The organism is Bradyrhizobium sp. B124, assembly GCF_038967635.1.
In the GTDB taxonomy this organism is placed as follows: Bacteria; Pseudomonadota; Alphaproteobacteria; order Rhizobiales; family Xanthobacteraceae; genus Bradyrhizobium.
In genome coordinates this window covers 5,884,539-5,903,602 of record NZ_CP152413.1, presented here as the reverse complement: position 1 = coordinate 5,903,602, position 19,064 = coordinate 5,884,539, and the positions used below count along the sequence as shown (strand labels likewise).

The window sequence follows — 19,064 nt, the reverse complement described above, 5'->3', positions numbered from 1 at the left end:
GCCGCCCTACTTCTCCAGCACCGGCAACGGCGGCACGCTCTCATTGGCGGAGCCGGCCTGCATCGTGATCAGCGTCATCGAGACCAGGTCGTAGTAGCCCATGATGCCGATAATATCCATGATGCCGCGCTCGCCGAACTTCTCCAGCGCGGCCTTGTAGATTGCGTCGCTGACCTTCCTGTCGCGATAGAGCGCGATGCCGAGATCGTAGAGCGCGGCCTCGTCATCCTTCATGCCTTCGGGCCGCGTGCCCTTGGCGATGCCGTCTGCGATCTTCGGATCGAGCCCGCCCTTCATCGCCAGCGGATAGTGCGCGGACCATTCATATTGAGCGGTCCAGTGCCGCGCCGTGATCAGGATCGCCATTTCGCTCAGCCGCGGCGGCAGCGAGGTGTTCCAGCGCAGATAGTCCGACAGGTTCGACAGCTTCGGCGCCAGATCGGGGTTGCGGATATAGGCGCGGTAGGGCGGCACGGTGAACTTGGCGTTGCGCGGCGGCGCGCTGATCAGGTCGGCCCAGGCCTCTTGCGGCGGCGACAGTTCCTCGGCCCTGAGCGGCGCGAACCGCACGGCGTCCTCGGCTCGCGCAGCGCCCGGCGCGGTCAACGCCAGGACTGCCAGAACGCCCGCCCCAAGTAATTTTCTCATTGTTGCTCTCCCTTTCCGATGCAGGCTTCTCATCGTCCTGCACAGCCGCGCGAGCTTAGAGCGTTTTCGAGCGAAGTGGGCCCGGTTCGCGTGAAGAAAACGCATCAAAACAAGAATCTAGAGCTTCGGTTCTGATTCAATCAGAACCGAAACTCTAGTCGCGATCAAAAGAGATGCAACGCGGCGAGTGCGCTTTCGCGCCGCACCTACCGCCACGCCCGATATCAGCCTATATTGGGGGCGTCCGAAGCGGCGCGAAGGTGTCAGCCATGCAGCCTGTGTCTATCCTCCTGAACATCCTCTGGATCCTGATCGGCGGCGCCTGGATGGCGTTCGGCTGGCTGATCGCCGCTGTCATCATGGCTGTCACCATCATCGGGCTGCCGTGGGCGCGCGCCGCCTTCAACATCGCGGTCTACACGCTGCTGCCGTTCGGCTCGCGCGCGGTGCGGCGCGATGAGGTCACCGGCATGTCCGATATCGGAACCGGACCGCTCGGCGTGATCGGCAATCTGATCTGGTTCATCCTGGCCGGCTGGTGGCTTGCGATCGGCCATGTGATCACCGCGATCCTGCTCGCGGTGACCATTATCGGCATCCCCTTCGCCTGGGCGCATCTCAAGCTTGCCGGCATCGCGCTGTGGCCGATCGGCAAGGTGATCGTACCGGCGTAAGGCGACCACATCGCGATCGGCGGGCTTTCGCGCAAACTCTAGCGCGCGGCCTCGCAGCCGGGGATGTCGAACACCGCGGTCAGGCCGCAGGGCGAGTTGAGCATCTTGCCGCCCTCGTGGCCGACGCCGGGCACATCCCACACGCTGTGGTTCGGCGTGCCGTTGTCGCGGGCCTGCATCGCCGCGACATAGGCGTGGCCGCGCGCGTAGCGATATGGCCCCTCGGCTTCCGCCATGCAGGATTTGTCGAGCGCGGGATGATTGGGGTTGGTGTCGAGCGTTCCCAGGAGATAGATCACGCGGCGCGCGACATAGGCCTGCTCCAACGCGGCCGGGGTCGGCTCGGCGAGATAGGGCGGACGGTCGTCCATGCCGAACTTCCAGCTGTTGTAGCCTTCGCACTTCGCCGCGATCGCGGGCTCCGGCCGCTCCTTGGTGAAGTAGGCGTAGGAGGACGGATTGGCGACCACGTAGCGCACGCCGATGCCCTCGCGCAGCAGCACCTGATCGCCCTTCACCGCGATCGCATAGCGCTGCACCACCTGGCCGCCGCCGGAATGGCCGAACACGACGACCTGCTTCAGGTTCGGAAACAGCTTGCGGTCGCCGAGCCTGGCCAGGATCGCATCAAGCGCCTCGAACGAGCTCGCCGGGTTGGGCGCGACCGCGGGCTCGCCGCCCTGCCAGCCATAGAGGCTCCAGCGCAGCGCTTCCGCCGGCAGCTTGAACGCCTCGACATCAGGCTCGATCAAAAATTGCGGCGCGATCATCAGCGTGCTCTTGCCGACATCGCCGGCGGCGGCCTGCGCGCTCAGCGCCGCGCGGAAATAGTCGTCGGCGTTGCGCAACACTCCGTGCAGCACCAGCACCGCGCGGGTGACGTCCGGCAGCGGATTGGACCAATCGGCCGAGAGGTAAACCGGAAAGGTCGCGCTGCCGACGGCAATGCGACCGCCGGCGATCTCCTTGACCGGCTTCTGGTCGCGCTCGATCTGCGCCTGCGTTGCCGACGCGATCGGCGCGTGAACCGTCGCGATGAGCAGTGTCAACGCCGCAAGCCAGGCTCCGTGATGCATGGTTCAGTCTCCATTAATGCCGCGAGGCACGATGCAATCCGGCTGGATCATGGCGCGTCGGGCGCCGATTCACCCATGAATTTTCGGAAAGCTTCCGGATACACCTCACGCCGCGAGCCGTCCGCGATTGTTCGCGGCGAGGATCGGGCGGATCAGGCGGCCGAAACGCTCGGCCTCTTCGTCGTGCAGATAGCCGGACAGGCAGAACGAGTGGCAGCCGGCGTCGATGAACTCCTGCAAGGTCGCGGCGCATTGCTCGGGGTTACCGACAACCGCAATGCCGGCACCGGGCCGCACCCTCGTGATCCCGGTCCACAGATGCGGCATCAGGAGATCGCCATAGTCGCGCGCGAGCTGCTGCACGCGCTGGTTGGCCTCGGAGCGGACGTAGAGCGTCTTCATCTCCTGCTTCTGCCGCTCGGTGGCGTGACGCACCAGCTGGTCGGCCGCCTCCCAGGCATCCGCCTCGTTCTCGCGGCAGATCACCTGCAGCCGCATGCCGAAGCCGATCGCGTCCTCGCGGTCATGCGCCCGCGCCATCCGCCGGATCTCGGCGATGTTGTCCGCGATGCGCTCCGGCAGGTCGCCCCAGAACAGATGGATGTCGGAATGCTTCGCCGACACCTCCCAGGCTTGCCGCGAGCCGCCGCCGAGATAGAATTTTGGAAATGGCTGCTGCAGCGGACGCGGCCGGATATGCGCGCCCGAGATCGTGTGAAACTTGCCCTGGAAGTTCACCGGCCCGCGCGTCGTCCACAACGCCTTCAGGATCGAGACCTCCTCCTCCATCAGCGCATAGCGTTCCTCCTTCGCGTAGCGCACGCCTTCGGCCTCGACCTCGCTCTCGTTCTGCCCGGCGATCAGGTTGATGCAGATCCGCCCGCCCGACATCTGGTCGAAGGTCGAGATCATCTTGGCCATCAGCACCGGGTTGATATAGCCCGGCCTTGCCGCAATCAGCGGCTTGATCCGCGCCGAGCGCGCCGCCATGAAGGCGCCGGATATCCAGGCCTCCCAGCACACCGAGCCGACCGGGATCAGAAGATATTCGAACCCGGCGTCCTCGGCCGCCTTGACCACGCGGTCGCAGAGTTCCGGCGATCCCGCGACCTGTGCCTCCATCAGGCCATAGGCCGTGGTGTCGCCATGCGTGGGCAGATACCAGCCGAATTCCAGCGGACGCATGGGCAAACTCCCTCGAAAGACGGCCGCTTCCGGCAGCCTGTCATATTGGCGCAGGCAGTTTACAACCCTCAACCGGCCGGACAACGCCGTTGCCGACCCGGAGCCAATCAGCTAAATGGTGGCCGGTACGCACCCGTAGCTCAGCTGGATAGAGCGTTGCCCTCCGAAGGCAAAGGTCACACGTTCGAATCGTGTCGGGTGCGCCAGTTCGGTACAAAACTGGGCACTCCAAAACCTGCCGTTTTTGCGCTCGACGCCGCGACAAGCGTGCGCAGGAGTACGCTTTTCGACCCCATGATGCGAATCTCTCTCGCGTCCACTTCCACCCGCTGTGCCAGCGCGCGGAGGTGGTCATGGCGGTAGCCGCCGGCCTCGGTTCGCATCCGCCTGCGGGCCTGGCTGGCGAAGGTTTTGAGCGCCTGGGGTGTGATGCTCGGCCCAGCCCGATCCAGCGCACCCGCGGCCCGCTCGGCGTCAGCGCGGGCCTGATCTCGGACGGACTTCAGCTCGGTCACGCGCTCCTTGAGCATCGGGTCGGAGACGTCGGCGATTCCGTTTTCGATCGCATCGTAAAGCCGCTTGAGCTTGGCTTCCGCCTCGGCCGCACGCTTGCGCAATTCGGCGATATGCGCCGTTCGGCGCTCCGCGCGCTCTTTCCGGCGGTGTAGGTCGGCCGACAGAACTTCCTCGAGACGTTTGGGCTGCAAAAGGCGCTGCTCGATGTGCTCGGCCACCACGCTGTCGAGCTTTTCCATCGGAACGGTGCGACCCTTGCAGCCGGTCTCGCCCTGCCGGGCCTTGGTCGAGCAGGTGTAGTACCTGTATCTCCCGCTCTTTCCGGTCCTCAGCGTCATTGCCCCGCCGCAGGCAGCGCAAAAGCAGATGCCGGTAAGGAGGGTCGGGCCGCTGACGACGCGCGGCGCGGTTAGAGCCGGGGAGCGCGTTTTGAGCAGCATCTGGACGGCCTCGAACTCCGCGGCGTCAATGATCGGCGGCACCGCCATTTCGACGACCTCGGTCTCCGGTTTGCGCTCGCGGCTCTTCCAATGCTTGGTGTTGAAGCGGTGGCGGCCGATATACGTCGTTCGCGTCAGCACCTTGTGCACGGCATCGACGCCCCAGCGTCCGCCATCGCGCGTTCGAATGCCAGACTCGTTCAGATGTTTGGCGATCGACTTGACGCCCATTGGACCCGACGAACCGCTTCCTTCGCGCGCCAGGCGATAGATCAGCCGCACGGTCTCGGCCTGGATGAGATCGATCTCAAGTGTCTTCTTGGTGCGGTGGCCGCGCTGCTCGGCGGCTTCCACGACGCGGTAGCCGATCGGCGGCAGCGCGCCGTTCCAGAAGCCTTGCCGGGCGTTCTCCTTCATCGCTCGCAACGTATGCTTGGCGTTCTCCTTGGACTGGTATTCGTCGAACAGCGCCATGATCTGACGGATCATGTTGCTCATCGGATCGTCGCCGAGCTCCTGGGTGATCGACACCAGCCGCACGCCGTTCTTGGCCAGCCGGCGGACATAGAACTCAAGCTGGAACTGGTCGCGGAAAAAGCGGCTGAAGCTATGGACCAGAATGCCGGCGGCTTGGTCGTCGCCGCGTCGATCATGCGCTGGAATTCCGGCCGCCGATCGTCGGTCGCGGACGCACCCGGCTCGACATAGTCGGATACGATCTCCCAGCCCCGCGACGCGCAATAGCCCTTCGCCTGGCGGCGCTGGTCCGGGATCGGCCTGCCGCCCCGTCGAGACCCGGAGGTAGAGAGCCGCCCGAACTATTGCCGCCATGGTGATGCCCCCTTAGCCCTTTCCAAACAACTCGTCGAACAGATTACCGAACCAGGCTTCGAAGACATCGATCTCGGCTTCGGTCACCGGCACGTCCTTCGGCCAGTTGTCCGTCACTATCCACGTTGTCGAATCGCGCTTCGCCCGTCGTCGGTCAGGACGACTGGGCGCCGCCGCATAGTCGTAGAGATCGTCTAGCGATGCGGGCGCGTGTGGTCGTCGCGATTCTTGGGAGGAAGCCATGGCGCCACTGTGGCAAGCTTGGGCGATCGGCAGAACGGCCGAAGTCCACGCCATGTCACGCTGCAGCGCTGCGACCTCGCACCTCCTCTGCAGCTTGAGCGCAATCGCGCACAGCAAGCCATGAGCGCATGGCGGCAAAGAGCCGGGCCAACGGAGCGCAGTCAAGGCCGTAAGCCGGCGGAGCCGGTCGCGCGCAGCGCGAGCCTTGACGGCGCACCGTTGGTCCGGCAGCGGCCTCCCATGCGATCATGGCCAGACATCCTGCCGAGTACGCGCAACAAGACGCTACGCTGCGAACGATGGCGCCCGGAGCGTTGATTTTGAGTGCTTTTGCGGTTCGAGCGGCACCAGGCCCCTTCATACGGTGCCGCTGTAGTGCCATCCAAAACAATGTGCAGACAAACACTTACGACCCCCGACCGCCCGGAGCGACACCGTCGCTTTTATCTAGCCGTCCTCATCTGCGCTGTTTCTGCATTTAGCGATCCCTAACGCAACCGCTAAGAATTTTAGCCGTGCCGGTAAACGGGCCGAAAGTACCGTATCGTATCAATCAGAGATCGAACGCCGAGTTCAGGATGCGCAAGCAACGCCACAAGCCGCCTCAGGTTCGCCTGCGCCTCGTCGACAGAATTGAGTTGGCGATATCCACGTCCCGCCACTTTGATGGGGTTTGGATCGGAAGCTGGCGGGGTTCACCGGAGGACCTGACGCGCGTGGAAGGTGCGCTGTCGCTGATCAAGCAGCATAGTCCGCTGGACTACGCCCGGATCACCGGAGTGCTTGAACGAATTTGGGTGCACCTAACGGTCCACGGCCTTGGCGAGTACAGGCATTCACTCAAGGCCTGTATCCTCGACGAGCGATACGTGGCAGACTCCGCGACGACCGTCGAGAGGATCGCATCAACAATTGTGCATGAAGCCACGCACGCAAGGTTGGAACGATACGGTATCGAATACAAGCAGGAACTGCGGACGAGAATCGAGGCAATCTGCTTCCGCCGGGAATTGGCCCTTGCTGCTCGCTTGCCAAACGGCGCCGAGCTGCAGCAGGAAATTGCACATAGCTTGGAGTGGTATCAGGCCAATCCAGGACAGTTTAGCGACGCTCAGTTTCGAGAGAATCACCTGTCGGGTGGAATTGAAGCGCTGCGCCATTTGGGCACCCCTGACTGGCTTACCCGAGCCATGCCCATCCAGAAGTCGATAGTCGATCGCGCAAGGAGATTGTCCCCTATAGCAGGGTGGGCTCTTGCGGTTCCTTTCGTCATTGTCTTCGGTCTCTGCTACGCTTTTGCTGCCTTCTTGGATCCAAAGGCATACTCTAAGAGGAAGTCTCCACAGGAGTGAGAAATCGTAGACCGTCGTAAATTTGCAAATCGGATCGCTTGGGCGGCCGCCGCATCATAGCGCCACGGCGAAGCAATAGTGCCCATCTTCGTCGGCCGTGGCGCGCCAGATTTTCTTTGTCTGACATCGCGTTAATCGGCCTCCGAACCGAAATTCGGCTTTGTCTCATTCGTAGCAAGTAAGCGACTGGTGAGATGGTCCTCGAATGCGATGTCCCGCGGCCTGCTCGCCACGGGGCCTCCTCAGGCGGAGCGTGGCATGTCGCAACGATGCGCAGCAGGCCAAGACATGAAGAGATTCATCTGCGAGCAGAATGTCGCGCATTTCAGTAAGTTATTGAAGGACGCGAGGGATTCTACCCAGAAGACGACGCTCGAGCGGCTTCTGGCCAGAGAGAATCGCGAACTGGCGATGCTGGACGCCGCACAGGTCGGCGCCGACGTCGCGTCGGTCGCGCGCCAACCCAGACGGTCGGTAGATGCATCGAGGATCCGGGAGCAGTTTCTGTCAGACTTCGACCATTCGCCCTACCCGTACCTGCTGCTCGATCCGGGTCCGGGCCTGGTGATCGTCGACGTCAACGCCGCTTACGCGACGGCGACCCTCACACAGCGGAACGACATCCTGGGGCGGTCGCTGTTCGACGTCTTTCCGGACAATCCGGACTATCCCTTTGCGGACGGGGTAAGCAATCTCTACAATTCACTGAAGACCGTCGCGAAGACCGGGCGCCCCCACGCCATGTCCGTCCAGCGCTACGACATCAAGGGTCCGGCCGGAGACTTCGTGGAACGCTACTGGCAACCGATCAACACGCCGATCCACGACACCGACGGACGACTCGTGTTCCTGTTGCATCACGTCGAGGGCGTGAGCGATCAGGTGACGCGCCCAAGTTCGATGGTGTCGCAGTTTGGAAGTTGAGGCTCCCGCCCGGACCTTTGATGTCGCTCAATGCGGTAATGGTCCCCGTCGTAAAGAATTTGCAATGTCACCGCCGAACCGCCCGATGAGGGTGCCGACCGCTCGACAGAGGCGGCTGAGGAGTTGACGGGAGCCCCGGCAATCGTGTCCGGGGCTCCAATCTGCGACGATGGTTTGGCAACCTTTGGAATGTACCATCATTGATCTGGTGTTCTGCCGACGACTGCCGGGCAGTGCGCAGGTCGGCTTGACGGTTGGTGCTATTTCGCTCTCGAAGCGGGCGGTTCGGATGTCGATCGCCGACGCCGAGACATACGCGTTCTATCGTGCGCGGAATCTCGTCAAGCGAGACGATCGAGGATAGCTCGAACGACTCTTACGGGAGATTTGTTGGTGCCCCGCAACTTCGATGCCATCGTGATCGGATCCGGACTCGGCGGCTTGACTGCGGCGGCGCTGTTCGCCCGCGCCGGACACAAGGTTTTAGTGCTAGAGCGCAATGAAAGTTTTGGCGGCGCCGCCACGGTCTATCGTCACGGCGCGTTGGCCATCGAAGCGTCGCTGCACGAGATCGACGGTCTCGACGTCAGCGATCCCAAGGCACCGATTCTTCGCGCGCTTGGGCTTTCCAGTGATATTCCGTTCGTCGATGTCGGCGACCTGCATGAGGTGCGTAGCCCGCTATTCGACAAACCGTTCGTGATGCCGCACGGGTTCGAAGCAGCACTTGCCGCGTGCAAGGCGCATTTTCCGGAAGCCTCCAGGGGCATTGAGCAATATTTCGATCGTATCCATGCAGTCCGGCAAGCCGTGGCCACGATGAGCGAACACCAGGATGATCGCAGCTGGTGGCTCTGGAACGCGCCGACCTTGCCGTGGCGGCTGTGGCCTCTGATTCGCGACCGCCACGGCACGGTCAGCGAAGTGTTCGGTCGGCTGTTTGGTGACAACGAGGCAGTCAAGCTCGCAGTGGCGTCCAACCTCGGATACTACACGGACAATCCCGACACGATGCCGTTCATCCATTTCGCCGTTCCGCAGGCGTCGTATCTCGCCGGGGGCGGCCACTATATTCGCGGCGGCTCGCAGGTGCTGAGCGACCGGCTGGTCGCCATCATTCGAGAAGCCGGCGGCGAGGTCGAGGCCGGCCGCGAGGTCGAGACTATCCTGCTGGACGGCAACCGCGCCAGCGGGGTGCGGCACCGCGGGCGCAAGACCGGCGACGTTGGAGAAGAGCTGGCGCCGATCGTTTTCGGCAACGCGGCGCCCACAGTGCTGGCGACGATGCTGCCCGAGGACAGGCGCGCCAACTTCCTGTTGCGGTACCAGGGCCGGCGTCCGTCAATCTCGCTATGGACCATGTCGCTCGGGCTGAAACGGCATTCGCACGACTTCGGGGTGGCGCACTACTCAACCAGCGTCCTGCCAGCGTGGCTCACGACGCTGTCAGGATTTCGCGACGCCGCCGCCATTCTGGGCGAGGAGTCGGAAAACCGAATCACGCCGTATGGCTTCGTCGCCTACGATCAGATCGATTCCGGATTGAATTTCGATGGCCCTTATCTTGCAGCGGTGGTCGGCCTCGATCGGGTTCAGAACTGGGCAGGTCTCACGCCCGAGGCGAAGCGTGCGCGCAAGGATCGCTGGATGGATCGCATCATCGCCGATCTCGACCGGCAATTTCCCGGTATTGCCGCAACCATCGTCCATCGCGAGATGTCGACATCGGAGACATTCCAGCAATACCTCAATACCCCCGGCGGTTCGCTCTACGGCTTTGCTCCAGAATCGCGCGGATTCATGCCTTCGGCCGTCACCGCGATCGACGGGCTGTACCTAGCCTCGGCCTTCACCGGCGGCGGCGGCTTCACCGGCGCAATTCTCGGCGGTGGCTGGGCCGCTCGCGCTGCAACGCGAGTGGACACGAGTACCTGAAAATCCTCCTCAACAACGCTTTGTTTTGTCGTACTCCATCCGGTCAATGACCGATCTTTTCAAGACTGATCGATTTTTTTCGTTTGATCTGCTTCGTCGAAGGGAGCGTCAAGCCGCTTCACTGTCGACTCGACGGGTCCACCCCGACACATGCGCCAGTTCTCGATCTCTGTGAGGTAAGTGTCGCTGGGGTATTCTTCGAAATTTATTTGGCACGCTTTCGCGCCTCGGCGCCCGGCACGGTCCGTGTCTCTCGGACGATCTTGCCGGTGGCTCGGCTCTTCATCTCATTTGCAAGATCGCGCGGCGTCCTCATCGATGGTATTCAAGCGGAGCCTCGGCTTAAGCGGCAATCTCCGACGAAATACGACAGTTTCATGAATGATGTAGCGCAATAACACTGCCGCAAACGCGAGGCATATAGGCGTCATCGAATTTCAGTCGGTGAACCATGAAGTCTCAAATTGTCGAACAGCTCGGCCAAGCCGACATTCTGTTACCGTCCTTCATTGCGGATGCGCTCGCAGCCAATGACTGCATCAAGGTCCGCATGAGCGCCCTCCAGGCCGCGGCCCACCGCGCCTTCCAGCCAGACCATCCGGCTTCAGACTTGCAGGTTGAATGCCGCGCGGCCGGAATTGCGCCAGCCGCGATCGCAGCACTGATCGATGGAGCACACACCGTCGGCGAAGGACGCATCGTTGCGCCCAACCTCGCCAAATTGATGAAGGACATCCTTGACGACGTAGCGGCGATGATTCGTGCCGTGAAGGCCGGCGATCCGCCAGCGGGCGAAACCATGAGCGCGCGCCTTTCGGCAATCCAGACCTCAGGCTTGTTGGAAGCTTCGAACGAAATCGAAGCATCCCGGATCGCCAAGCTGACCGGGGTGACGGAAGATGACAGCGACAGCCTACATCGCCTGGTAATGGATCTGCACAAGGTGCTCAATCGATTGGCAGCAGGTTGCGCTGAAGAGATCGTCGCAGGCGCTCACGTCTTCGGCTTGCGCCCGGACGACCATCAATCCGTGGAAAGCTTCATGCGGGGGCTCGAGGAGACCCGAGAGCTAAAATTCGATCATCCAGGTCTTGATACGATGGCGACGCGATCTGGCGACCGGTTGCTGATTCAGAACGATATCGGGACCACCGATGCTCATGTAGTGGTCATCACCGTCAAGGATGACGCGGTCACTGTCACCTACACCGACGTGCACCGGGCGCGCGCCAAATTCTTTGTCGGCCTGTTTGAGGAATTCCCTGCCCAATGGAGCGGTCTCGATCGTCATTCGGCTGATGGCCTCAGCGATGACGGAAACTTCTATCTCGTAACCGGGCAATATCAGGCGGCAACTGCCAAAGAGCGCGATGCGTTTCTCTCCGCCACCGGCGCGGCGCTGGTGTTCTTGATCGACTGGAACAAGGCCCGCAAACTGCTGCGCAACTGGGTTGCCAAGAATGACGCGGTTGGCATTCTCGGCTGGGCCGCGCGACAGCGGGTCGGACATCGGGCATTCTTGGAACTTGGCGGCGGCGAACTGATCGGCGCCGCCGTGCGAAATGCAGCGCCGACGCGGATTGGTTTCGGCGAACGTCTGGATCAGGCACTTGGACGCGACGCCGCGGTCGATTTTCTCAAGACCACGCTGCGCGCCTCGACCGACGGGTTAAGCGCGGGGCGATCCGTTCGGCTGGTCCGCGATCAAATTGAAGCCGATCTGGTCAGGCATCTGGAGCGTGTCGACAGCGCGCTGCTTGCTATCGTCGTGCGACAGGCGGGATTGGCTCACGACATCGCCGCCGCTCTCGTCCACCATGTCGCCGCCCTGCAGGCCGGCCGCCCGGCTGACGGCAAGCTCCTTGCGGCCCGTGCCGGCCGTATCGAGCAAAAGGCCGATCGAATCGCGATTGAAGCCCGCAACGAAGTGACACGCCTCAACGCTGATCCGACCGTCGAGCAACTGATCGACCGCATCGAGGAAGCCATTGATGAGTTGGAACAGGCCGCCTTCATCGCCTCGCTGGTGCCGCCCGGACTAGCTCCAGAGCTGCTGCTGGCACTTGCCGAGTTGTGCAAGGTCGCCCTATCCGGTGCCGAGGCCGCAGCCTCGGGCATGGCTGCCGCCACCGATGTTCCGGAGGGACGCCGCGCCGACGCCGAGGACGCGCTGGCCACCGTCGTTCGTCTCATTGAGGCCGAGCACGCGGCGGATTCGTGCGAGCGCAATGTCACTGCACGAGTATTCGCCGGCGGCTTCGACTTGGCGATATCGCTGTCGGTTCTTGAGCTGGCCCGCGCTATCGAGCGCGCAACTGACCGGCTGGCTGGATTCGGCCATCTGCTGCGGCGCCATGTCATGACAAATTTATCAGCTTAGGAAGGACTAACCGATGCATATCGTGCGTATCGGCGATGGATCGACAGAGCGGCATTCGGCCGACGCAATCGGTGCCAAGGCTGCCAATCTAACGCGGATGGCGGCCCTCGGTTTGCCCGTTCCGCCAGCCTTCGTACTTCCGGTCAAGCTGTGCGCCGCCATCATCGATGGCGACGCCCACGCGGAACGCCACCTGCGCGACGGATTGAAGGAAGGTATCGAGTTCCTGGAACGCGCGACCGGAAAACGTTTCGGCGACCGCCGGCACCCGCTTCTGGTGTCGGTGCGGTCGGGAGCTGCACGATCGATGCCGGGCATGCTCGATACGGTACTCGACGTCGGCTGTACCTCGGACGCTGTGCATGGTCTGATCCGGACCACCGGCCGCCCGCGGCTGGCGTGGGACTGCCGGCGGCGTTTTCTCGAAAGCTACGCGGAGACGGTGCTGGGTTTCGATCCTGCGCCATTCGCAGCGCGCCTTGCCGAACTGACCGCCCGTGAAACCGCTGCCGGCCTCCGTGAACTCGATAGCGAGGCGCTCGAGCGTCTGGCCACCGACGAACAGGGGTTGATCGAAGACCTGGATGACGGCTGGCTCGAGGATGCGACGGCGCAACTCGACGGCGCGGCCAGGGCCGTCTATCGATCATGGACGAGCGAGCGGGCGCAAACCTATCGTCGCCTCCAGAAGCTCGAGGATCTTCGCGGTACCGCCGTCACGGTTCAGGCCATGGTATTCGGCAATGGCGGACTTACGTCCGGAGCCGGCGTCGCGTTCTCTCGCGATCCCTCTACGGGGCTGCCGCGCCCCATGATCGACCTCGTCCTCGACGCACAGGGCGAGGACGTCGTCTCGGGCCGACGAACGCCTGACACCGAAGAGACGATCGCCCGCCTGCTGCCTGCGATCGAGACCGAACTCGGCGATATTCTCAAGCGGCTCGAGCGGGAATTCGGCGACGTGCAGGATATCGAATTCACCATCGAAGACGGACGACTCTGGATTCTTCAGACGCGGTCTGCAAAGCGGACGCCGCGCGCGGCACTTAGAATCGCTATCGATTTCGTGCACGAGAAGCTCATCACGCCTCGCGAGGCGCTGCAGCGGATTGATGGAATAGACCTCGACGCCGTGACCGAAACCGAGTTGGCCGTAACCGGAGATCCGCTGATAACCGGGATCGGCGCATCTGGCGGCATCGCCATTGGCCGAGCCGCATTCGACTCCGAGAGCGCACTGCGATTGACCTCCTCTGGTGAGCCGGCAATTTTGCTGCGCCCCGATACGAGTACCGCTGACGTCGCGGGCTTTGCCGTCGCGGCAGGGATCGTGACCGCGGTCGGCGCCCGCACTGCTCACGCCGCGCTGGTGGCGCGCCAATTGGGAAAACCCTGCATCGTCGGCTGCAACGGCATGACGATCGAGGCGGCGGCCGATCGCGCCCACCTTGCAGGAACAACGATCTCGGGCGGCGACTGGATTTCCATCGATGGAGACAGCGGCCGCATCTATCAAGGGCGACGTGAAATCTGCGTGACACGGCCAGAGGCCGAACTCGCCGAAATAGAGCAATGGCGCGCCGAGCATCATGCGCACGGCCACGGCAAACCGAAACCAACCCATAAACAAGACGCTGAAATGAGCCCGACATGAACGCCCAGACAGGAACCGCACTACTTCACGGCGATGCGATCGAGACTGTCTCAAGTCTGGTCATCCCGCCAGTCGAACGCGCGGCAGACCGAGCCTCACTCACGCGCGAAGCCTTTCGCGATCTCGACCGAGCGACGGCCGCCGCCATGGCGCGCATCACCGGCGGGCTATCGCCGGCGGCCCTCTGGCTGGCCTATTCCGATTGGGCGATGCATCTTGGCGCTGCCCCCGGCAAGCAATTGGAGTTGGCGCTTGATCTGTGGCAGGACTGGACGCGGCTTTTCGGCGAAGCGATGCAGCCGGCAGCGGACCATCAGTCCGAGAGATCGCTTCAAGACGACCGATTTCGTGGCGATGCCTGGCAACAATTTCCTTACCGGCTCTGGTACGAGAATTTTCTCCTGACCGAACAATGGTGGCGGAAGGCCACGCGTGACGTCGCAGGCGTCTCACCGCATCATGCGGATGTGGTGACCTTCGCGGCCCGTCAGTGGCTCGATATGTTCTCGCCGTCGAACCTGCCGTGGACCAATCCCGAAGTCGCACAGGAGACATTCCGCACGGGAGGCCGGAATCTGCTCGCCGGATTCGTCAACTGGAGCGACGATGTCCGCCGTGTTCTCGCCAAACGGCCGCCTGCAGGCACGGAGGCGTTCAAGGTCGGCAAGAATCTCGCCACGACACCCGGCCGGGTGGTCTTTCGCAATCATCTGATCGAATTGATCCAGTATGCACCCGCCACCGCGACGGTGCATCCGGAGCCGGTGCTGATCGTGCCGGCATGGATCATGAAATACTACATTCTCGATCTTTCGCCCAAGAACTCGCTGATCGGCTATCTGGTCAGCCAAGGCCACACCGTATTCTGCATTTCCTGGCGCAACGTCACGGCGGATGACAGAGACGTTTCTCTTGAGGACTACCGCCGGCTCGGAGTCATGGCGGCACTCGACACAATTGCGTCCATCGTCCCCGGCAAGCAGGTGCATGCGGCGGGCTACTGCCTCGGAGGTACTTTGCTGGCACTTGCCGGTGCCGCCATGGCCGAAACGAGGGACCACCGCCTCAAGACAATGACTCTGCTGGCGGCCCAAACGGACTTCAGCGAGCCCGGTGAGTTGGATATCTTCATCGACGACAGCCAGGTCTCCTTTCTCGAAAGCATGATGTGGAAGAACGGTACATTGGACGCCACGCAGATGGCAGGCGCCTTTCAGCTTCTGAATTCAAATGACCTGATCTGGTCTCGCCTGATCCGCGAATATCTGATGGGCGCGCGTGCGCCGATGATCGACCTGATGGCCTGGAACGCGGACACGACGCGAATGCCGTTTCGCATGCATTCTGACTATCTGCGCAAGCTCTTCCTCGGCAACGATCTCGCCTCTGGCCGCTATGTGGTCGACGGCCATGCGATCGCCATCCAGAATATCCGCGTGCCAATCTTCGCCGTCGGCACCGAGCGCGATCACGTCGCTCCATGGCAGTCGGTCTACAAAATTCACTACTTCTCCGACACCGAAGTTACCTTCACGTTGACGAGCGGTGGTCACAATGCGGGCATCGTCACCGAGCCCGGTCATCCGCACCGACATTTCCGGATCGCGTCCAAGGCTGCGACCGATCCCTGCCTGAGCGCCGACGAATGGGTCGCTGCCACGCCCACACAGCAGGGATCGTGGTGGCCCGCCTGGACAGCCTGGCTGGCCGGGCGTTCCAGCTCGCCAAAGATTTCGCCACCTGCGATGGGGATAGGGATTGGTTCTACGCCACAGACCGACGCTCCCGGCACCTACGTGTTGCAACCATGAACATCATCTCCGCGACCGGCACACTGCTGGTGAACCGCACCTTTGACGAGCTTGCCATCGGCGAGACAGCCTCGCTGGTACGCCTCGTCAAACCTGATGACATCAAACTATTCGCCGCGATGTCGGGTGACGTCAATCCGGCCCATCTCGACGCGCAGTATGCGTCAAGCGATATTTTCGGCCACGTGATCATTCACGGCATGTGGACCGGCGCGCTGATTTCAACCCTGCTCGGCACCGAGCTGCCCGGGCCTGGCACGATCTATCTCGGTCAGGATCTCCACTTTCGGAAACCCGTTGCCCCGGGCGACACCATCACCGCTAGCGTCACGGTCCAGGAAAAGCGCCCGGAGAAACGGATTGTCCTGTTCGACACCCGTTGTACGAACCAGCGAGGCGAAGAGGTCCTGACCGGAACGGCGACCGTGATCGCCCCCACTGAAAAGGTGTCGCTGCCCCGCACTGCGCTGCCCGAGGTCGCGTTGCGCCGACACGATCGTTTCGAGCGCTTCCTGCAGGAGGCGCGCGACCTGCCACCGCTGCTGACGGCCATCGTCCACCCCTGCAACGGCGAAGCCATTCAGGCGGCGATCGAAGCTCGCGACGAGGGTCTCATCACCCCTGTGCTGGTCGGCCCGGACCACAAGATCCATGCGGCCGCCGAGCAGGCCGGACTCTCGATTTCTGGGCTCCAACTGGTAGCGACCGAACATAGCCACGCCGCAGCCGCGCGTGCCGTCGAAATGGCGGCAACAGGTGAAGTCGAAGCCCTCATGAAAGGCAGCCTGCACACCGATGAACTGCTGGGCGCTGTCATCGCCACGCAATCACGGCTGCGAACCGAGCGGCGTATCAGTCACGTCTATGTCCTTGACGTCCCCACCTATCCCAAACCCCTGATCATCACCGACGCGGCCATCAACATCGCCCCGACGCTCGAACAGAAGCGCGACATCTGTCAGAATGCGATCGATCTCCTGCATGTTCTCGGCATCGCCAAACCACTGGTCGCGGTCCTTGCCGCCGTCGAGACCGTCAATCCGGCGATGCAGGCAACGCTGGACGCCGCGGCATTGACCGCGATGGCCGCGCGGGGCCAGATCAATGGCGCTGCGGTCGACGGACCCCTGGCGTTCGACAACGCCATCAGCTTCAACGCGGCTCGCATCAAGGAAATCATCTCTCCCGTGGCGGGACAAGCCGACATCCTTGTTGTTCCGGATCTCGAAGCCGGCAACATGCTGGCCAAGCAACTGATCTATCTTGCCGGCGCAGATGCGGCGGGCCTCGTGCTCGGCGCCCGCGTGCCGATCATCCTGACGAGCCGCTCCGACTCGCAGAGGGTTCGGTTGGCTTCGGCAGCCCTCGCCAAGCTCGCATCCGCACGCCGCAAGTCCGGGTTATCGACGCCATGAACGGTGAAATTCTGCTGACCTTCAACCCGGGCTCCTCGACCATCAAGCTCGGTCTGTTTGCGATCGAGGCGAACAGGCCGTGTCGCCTCGGCAGCGGGATTATCGACCTGCGACACAGGCCTCTGGCGCTTCACGTCATTGAAGGGATCGTGGCGACCGACATTTCGCTGAAGGCAACTGTGACGGATGACCTGCATGAGGTGATCGACGAAACGCTCAGCTGGCTGAGAAGGCATTTCTCGGTAAATACCCTTGCTGCCGTCGGACATCGTGTCGTCCATGGTGGCGACCGGTTTGCCGGCCCCGAGGCGATCTCCGACGCCATGCTAGATGCGGTCGAAGCCCTCGTGCCGCTTGCGCCACTGCACCAACCGCAAAGCATCCGCCTGATCCGCGCCGTCCGCCATCTGCGTCCGGGCCTGCCGCAGATCGCATCGTTTGATACGGCGTTCCATCGCAGCCAGAGCGACCTCGTGCGCCGCTTCGCTTTGCCCCGCACACTGTTCGATCAGGGCGTGAAACGCTACGGCTTCCATGGCCTGTCCTATAGATTCATCGCCGGGCAATTGCAGCAGATCGCGCCGGATGTTGCCAGCGGCCGCGTCGTCGCGGCGCATCTGGGTAGCGGAGCGAGCCTTTGCGCTCTGGAGGCCGGTATCAGTCGTGACACCAGCATGGGATTCTCGACGCTCGACGGCATTCCGATGGCGACGCGTTGCGGCGCGCTTGATCCCGGTGTCCTGATCCATCTGGTGAAGCAACGCGGGCTATCGATCGATGCGATCGAGGACATGCTCTATCATCGTTCGGGTCTGCTTGGCACATCCGGCATCAGCGCCGACAGCCGCGACCTGATCGCTAGCGACGCTCCGGAAGCCCAAGAGGCGTTGGATCTCTTCACCTTGCGCATCGCACGTGAGATCGCGGCACTCGCCACAACGCTACGCGGGCTCGATGGCATCGTCTTCACCGGGGGTATCGGCGAGCATCAGCCGCAGATCCGTAACGCCATCTGCCGTCATCTTGCCTGGCTCGGGGTCGCGGTCGACGATTCCGCAAATTCGGACAATGCGACGCGGATCGACGGCTCCAGAAGCAAGATCGCCGTTCTTGTCATCCCGACTGATGAAGAGCAGATCATCGCAGACGAGACCTGCTCGATCCTCGCAGCAAAGGAACCCATCGGATGACGCCTATGGTGGATCTGACCGGAAAACGCGGCCTCGTTGTCGGCATCGCCAACGAGAGCAGCATCGCTTATGGCTGCGCACGCGCATTCCGCGCCGCGGGGGCTACCCTCGCCGTGACTTATCTCAATGCCAAAGCGGAGCCTTACGTGCGGCCGCTCGCGGAAGCGCTCAACACATCCATCATTGTGCCCTGCGACGTTCGTATCACCGGCGAACTGGAAGCGGTGTTCGACCGGATCACCAGGGAGTGGGGGCGGCTCGATTTCCTGTTTCACTCGATCGCTTTTGCGCCACGCGACGACCTCCACACCAGCCTTGTCAACTGCTCCGCGGAAGGCTTCGCCATGGCGATGGATGTGTCATGCCATTCCTTCATCCGTATGGCCAGGCTTGCCGCCCCCTTGATGACGGCAGGCGGCAGTCTGCAAACCGTGAGCTTCTTTGGGGCGGATCGGGTCGTGGATCATTACAATCTGATGGGACCGGTGAAAGCGGCACTCGAATCCACCGTTCGCACACTCGCCGCCGACCTCGCAACCCGCAACATTCGCGTGCATGCGCTGTCGACAGGTCCTGTCAAAACGCGCGCGGCGTCCGGCATCGACCGGTTCGACGAACTGCTCGACCGCGTGCGCGAGCGCACCCCCGCCAACCAGCTTGTGACGATCGACCAAATCGGTGCCGTGGCAGTATTCCTTGCCAGCGAAGCCGGTGCACCACTAACAGGCTCCGTTACTTTTGCCGATCAGGGCTTCCACGTCATTGCATGAGCGTGGTTCCGGGCGGGAAC

General features: G+C 62.6%; 15 protein-coding genes and 1 tRNA gene. 11 read left to right on the top strand and 5 right to left on the bottom strand.

The window, feature by feature from the left end; translation table 11 throughout:
- Positions 1 to 6: 6 nt before the first annotated feature.
- A complete protein-coding gene (locus AAFG13_RS28065) occupies positions 7 to 648 on the bottom strand; it encodes a carboxymuconolactone decarboxylase (RefSeq protein WP_342708839.1) in 642 nt (213 codons plus the stop codon).
- A gap of 269 nt (positions 649 to 917) precedes the next feature.
- Here AAFG13_RS28065 and AAFG13_RS28060 point away from each other — a divergent pair, with 269 nt between their 5' ends.
- Positions 918 to 1,322: a YccF domain-containing protein gene (locus tag AAFG13_RS28060; RefSeq protein WP_212312132.1), complete on the top strand. Its 405-nt coding sequence runs from the start codon at positions 918 to 920 to the stop codon at positions 1,320 to 1,322.
- Between the two features lie 38 nt (positions 1,323 to 1,360).
- On the opposite strand, the gene AAFG13_RS28055 is transcribed toward AAFG13_RS28060, so the two are convergent.
- Both AAFG13_RS28055 and AAFG13_RS28050 read right to left on the bottom strand, forming a co-directional pair.
- Complete coding sequence (locus AAFG13_RS28055; RefSeq protein ID WP_342708838.1) at positions 1,361 to 2,398, bottom strand: alpha/beta fold hydrolase; 1,038 nt, start codon at positions 2,396 to 2,398, stop codon at positions 1,361 to 1,363.
- A gap of 105 nt (positions 2,399 to 2,503) precedes the next feature.
- On the bottom strand, positions 2,504 to 3,583 hold the full coding sequence (locus AAFG13_RS28050; protein WP_342708837.1) for an LLM class flavin-dependent oxidoreductase: 1,080 nt from the start codon (positions 3,581 to 3,583) through the stop codon (positions 2,504 to 2,506).
- A 129-nt stretch (positions 3,584 to 3,712) separates the two neighbouring features.
- Between AAFG13_RS28050 and AAFG13_RS28045 the strand changes: the two genes are divergently transcribed.
- Positions 3,713 to 3,789, top strand: a tRNA-Arg gene (locus AAFG13_RS28045).
- Here AAFG13_RS28045 and AAFG13_RS28040 read toward each other — a convergent pair.
- Both AAFG13_RS28040 and AAFG13_RS28035 read right to left on the bottom strand, forming a co-directional pair.
- Entirely contained in the window at positions 3,760 to 5,370 is a 1,611-nt protein-coding gene (locus tag AAFG13_RS28040) for a recombinase family protein (RefSeq protein ID WP_342708836.1), read from the bottom strand. The genes AAFG13_RS28045 and AAFG13_RS28040 overlap by 30 nt on opposite strands.
- 12 nt (positions 5,371 to 5,382) lie before the next feature.
- The gene (locus tag AAFG13_RS28035) at positions 5,383 to 5,667 is read right to left on the bottom strand and encodes a hypothetical protein (protein ID WP_342708835.1); all 285 of its coding nucleotides are present in this window, start codon (positions 5,665 to 5,667) and stop codon (positions 5,383 to 5,385) included.
- A gap of 524 nt (positions 5,668 to 6,191) precedes the next feature.
- On the opposite strand from AAFG13_RS28035, the gene AAFG13_RS28030 reads away from it, so the two are divergent.
- The 9 genes from AAFG13_RS28030 to fabI all read left to right on the top strand — a co-directional run bounded on the left by AAFG13_RS28030 (position 6,192) and on the right by fabI (position 19,044).
- Positions 6,192 to 6,965 carry a hypothetical protein gene (locus AAFG13_RS28030; protein ID WP_342708834.1) on the top strand — a complete coding sequence of 258 codons (774 nt, stop codon included), beginning with the start codon at positions 6,192 to 6,194 and terminating at the stop codon, positions 6,963 to 6,965.
- Positions 6,966 to 7,253: 288 nt separating this feature from the next.
- Positions 7,254 to 7,889 (top strand): PAS domain-containing protein, encoded by a 636-nt coding sequence (locus AAFG13_RS28025; RefSeq protein WP_342708833.1) that lies wholly within the window; start codon positions 7,254 to 7,256, stop codon positions 7,887 to 7,889.
- A 393-nt stretch (positions 7,890 to 8,282) separates the two neighbouring features.
- Positions 8,283 to 9,824: an NAD(P)/FAD-dependent oxidoreductase gene (locus tag AAFG13_RS28020; protein WP_342708832.1), complete on the top strand. Its 1,542-nt coding sequence runs from the start codon at positions 8,283 to 8,285 to the stop codon at positions 9,822 to 9,824.
- A gap of 451 nt (positions 9,825 to 10,275) precedes the next feature.
- On the top strand, positions 10,276 to 12,204 hold the full coding sequence (locus AAFG13_RS28015) for a hypothetical protein (RefSeq protein WP_342708831.1): 1,929 nt from the start codon (positions 10,276 to 10,278) through the stop codon (positions 12,202 to 12,204).
- 13 nt (positions 12,205 to 12,217) lie between these two features.
- Entirely contained in the window at positions 12,218 to 13,858 is a 1,641-nt protein-coding gene (locus AAFG13_RS28010) for a PEP/pyruvate-binding domain-containing protein (RefSeq protein ID WP_342708830.1), read from the top strand.
- Positions 13,855 to 15,669 carry an alpha/beta fold hydrolase gene (locus AAFG13_RS28005; protein WP_342708829.1) on the top strand — a complete coding sequence of 605 codons (1,815 nt, stop codon included), beginning with the start codon at positions 13,855 to 13,857 and terminating at the stop codon, positions 15,667 to 15,669. The genes AAFG13_RS28010 and AAFG13_RS28005 overlap by 4 nt, the downstream gene beginning before the upstream one ends.
- Positions 15,666 to 17,084, top strand: a complete 1,419-nt coding sequence (locus AAFG13_RS28000; protein ID WP_212312180.1) for a bifunctional enoyl-CoA hydratase/phosphate acetyltransferase — start codon at positions 15,666 to 15,668, stop codon at positions 17,082 to 17,084. Before AAFG13_RS28005 ends, AAFG13_RS28000 begins: the two co-directional genes overlap by 4 nt.
- Positions 17,081 to 18,274: an acetate/propionate family kinase gene (locus AAFG13_RS27995; protein ID WP_212312182.1), complete on the top strand. Its 1,194-nt coding sequence runs from the start codon at positions 17,081 to 17,083 to the stop codon at positions 18,272 to 18,274. The genes AAFG13_RS28000 and AAFG13_RS27995 overlap by 4 nt, the downstream gene beginning before the upstream one ends.
- On the top strand, positions 18,271 to 19,044 hold the full coding sequence (fabI, locus tag AAFG13_RS27990; protein WP_212312184.1) for an enoyl-ACP reductase FabI: 774 nt from the start codon (positions 18,271 to 18,273) through the stop codon (positions 19,042 to 19,044). Before AAFG13_RS27995 ends, fabI begins: the two co-directional genes overlap by 4 nt.
- The last annotated feature ends 20 nt before the right edge of the window (positions 19,045 to 19,064 follow it).

Coding starts and splice junctions, on each gene's coding strand:
- AAFG13_RS28065 (WP_342708839.1), bottom strand. CDS start 648: ATGAGAAAATTACTTGGGGCGGGCGTTCTGGCAGTCCTGGCGTTGACC.
- AAFG13_RS28060 (WP_212312132.1), top strand. CDS start 918: ATGCAGCCTGTGTCTATCCTCCTGAACATCCTCTGGATCCTGATCGGC.
- AAFG13_RS28055 (WP_342708838.1), bottom strand. CDS start 2,398: ATGCATCACGGAGCCTGGCTTGCGGCGTTGACACTGCTCATCGCGACG.
- AAFG13_RS28050 (WP_342708837.1), bottom strand. CDS start 3,583: ATGCGTCCGCTGGAATTCGGCTGGTATCTGCCCACGCATGGCGACACC.
- AAFG13_RS28040 (WP_342708836.1), bottom strand. CDS start 5,370: ATGGCGGCAATAGTTCGGGCGGCTCTCTACCTCCGGGTCTCGACGGGG.
- AAFG13_RS28035 (WP_342708835.1), bottom strand. CDS start 5,667: ATGGCGTGGACTTCGGCCGTTCTGCCGATCGCCCAAGCTTGCCACAGT.
- AAFG13_RS28030 (WP_342708834.1), top strand. CDS start 6,192: ATGCGCAAGCAACGCCACAAGCCGCCTCAGGTTCGCCTGCGCCTCGTC.
- AAFG13_RS28025 (WP_342708833.1), top strand. CDS start 7,254: ATGAAGAGATTCATCTGCGAGCAGAATGTCGCGCATTTCAGTAAGTTA.
- AAFG13_RS28015 (WP_342708831.1), top strand. CDS start 10,276: ATGAAGTCTCAAATTGTCGAACAGCTCGGCCAAGCCGACATTCTGTTA.
- AAFG13_RS28010 (WP_342708830.1), top strand. CDS start 12,218: ATGCATATCGTGCGTATCGGCGATGGATCGACAGAGCGGCATTCGGCC.
- AAFG13_RS28005 (WP_342708829.1), top strand. CDS start 13,855: ATGAACGCCCAGACAGGAACCGCACTACTTCACGGCGATGCGATCGAG.
- AAFG13_RS28000 (WP_212312180.1), top strand. CDS start 15,666: ATGAACATCATCTCCGCGACCGGCACACTGCTGGTGAACCGCACCTTT.
- AAFG13_RS27995 (WP_212312182.1), top strand. CDS start 17,081: ATGAACGGTGAAATTCTGCTGACCTTCAACCCGGGCTCCTCGACCATC.
- fabI (WP_212312184.1), top strand. CDS start 18,271: ATGACGCCTATGGTGGATCTGACCGGAAAACGCGGCCTCGTTGTCGGC.